We start from the raw sequence: 1,715 nt of genomic DNA, 5'->3' as shown, positions 1-1,715 counted from the left end.
GCGCTATATCAGGGCGGCAGTGAAACCTCAGGAGGACTGATCGGCCGCGCCGACGCCGCGCTGTACGACACCAAGCGCCGCGGCCGCAACGGCTACACCATCGACAGCGGCCGTCACATCGCAGGCCTCAGCCCTGTTTCAGCAAATCGATAAAGCTGCGCCCTGCCGGCCCTGGCGGCGCATCCTTGCGGTAGACAGCGTACATGGAAAAGGCGTTGCCCAGTACCGGGCTGGCTTCCAGTTCGATGCGCACCAGCGCACCGCTGGCCAGGTCGCCTTCCACCATATGCAGCGGCATGCCGCCCCAACCCAGGCCCGCACGCAGGAAGGCATGCTTGGCGCCCAGGTCGGCCAGACGCCAGCCATTCGGATTGAACACGCCGTACTGGCGTCCAGCGGTCAGCTCCGAGCGGTCGGTCAGAATCAGCTGCACATGGCGCGCGGCCTCGCTGCGCGGGACTGGCCCCTTGATTTTGGCCAGCGGATGCTCTGGCGCCGCGACCGCAACCAGCGGCACGGACAACAGATATTCGCTGCTGCAGCCAGGCGGCAGCTCGGGGAAAGAGCCGAGAATGGCAATGCGCGCGACGCCTTCCAGCATCGGCTGCACGGCAGCGCCCAGTACCTCAACACCAAGGCGTAATGGCGTGCTGGGATATTTTTCGTGGAAGCAGCGCACCGCATCCGTCAGCCGCGCAATCGGAAACATGACGTCCACCGACACGGAAAGCTCGGGTTCCAGCCCTTCCGATAGCGAACGCGCGCGCGCCTTGAAGCCATCCATGCTGCTGGCTGCCGCTCGTGCATCTTCCAACAGGGCGCGGCCTTGTTCCGTTAAGCGGGGATAGCGTCGGCTGCGGTCGAATAAGGGAAAGCCGACTTGCTGCTCAAGGTTGGCGAGCGTCTGGCTAACGACCGACTGCGCCCGCCGCAGCTTGCGTCCTGCGGCTGAAAAACTGCCTTCATCTGCAGCTGCGATAAAGGTTCGCAGCTGGTCCATCGACATCCCGTCAAGCATCCGGCACTCCGGCCAGCACCACGTGCAGCGACTGGATCGCCGCCGAGCCCTCGCCCACTGCCGCCGCCACACGCTTGACTGAACCGCTGCGCACGTCGCCTACGGCAAACACGCCTGGTCTGCTGGTTTCCAGCGGATGCGGGCGGCGCTCCAGCGGCCATCGGCCGGGCGGGATCTGCCAGCCGGTCAGCACGAACTGGCGGTCATCCAGTGCCACACAATCGTTCAGCCAGCTGGTGCAAGGGTCGGCGCCGAGGAAAAGGAAGACATGGCGTATCGGCTTTTCCACCACCTCGCCGCTGCCATCCATGCGGCAACGGATGAACTCCAGTTTGTCTTCACCGCACAGCTCCACGACCCGGCTGCGCGTATGCAGCGTGATGTTCGGCGTGGCCTCGATGCGCTGGATCAGGTAGTGCGACATGCTGGCCGCCAGCCCTTCCGAGCGCACCAGAATATGCACATGCCGAGTGTGCGCGGCCAGGAAAACGGCGGCCTGGCCGGCAGAATTGCCGCCGCCGACTACGACCACCTCTTCCTTATGGCAGAACTGCGCTTCCATGTAAGAGGCGCTGTAGTAGACGCCGCGTCCCTCGTATTCGCCCAGCTCAGGCAGATCCGGCTTGCGGTAGCGCGCGCCGGTTGCGATGACCAGCGAGCGACCATGAACCTTCTCGCCCTGGTCGAGATGCAAGGT

2 protein-coding genes are annotated in these 1,715 nt (G+C 64.7%); both read right to left on the bottom strand.

Features of this window, described 5'->3' with window-relative positions; all coding sequences use genetic code 11:
* Window positions 1–127: 127 nt before the first annotated feature.
* Window positions 128–1,018: a LysR family transcriptional regulator gene (locus AB4Z11_RS30890; RefSeq protein WP_442029884.1), complete on the bottom strand. Its 891-nt coding sequence runs from the start codon at window positions 1,016–1,018 to the stop codon at window positions 128–130.
* Window positions 1,011–1,715, bottom strand: a 705-nt coding sequence (locus AB4Z11_RS30885) for an NAD(P)/FAD-dependent oxidoreductase (RefSeq protein WP_442029882.1), incomplete at its 5' end; no start/stop codon positions are given. The genes AB4Z11_RS30885 and AB4Z11_RS30890, both read right to left, overlap by 8 nt.

This window comes from Pseudoduganella sp. RAF53_2, assembly GCF_052113985.1.
In the GTDB taxonomy this organism is placed as follows: Bacteria; Pseudomonadota; Gammaproteobacteria; order Burkholderiales; family Burkholderiaceae_D; genus Rugamonas.
Note: the sequence above shows the minus strand (reverse complement) of the source record. Positions and strands in the feature narration are given on the sequence as shown.

Coding starts and splice junctions, on each gene's coding strand:
- AB4Z11_RS30890 (WP_442029884.1), bottom strand. CDS start 1,018: ATGCTTGACGGGATGTCGATGGACCAGCTGCGAACCTTTATCGCAGCT.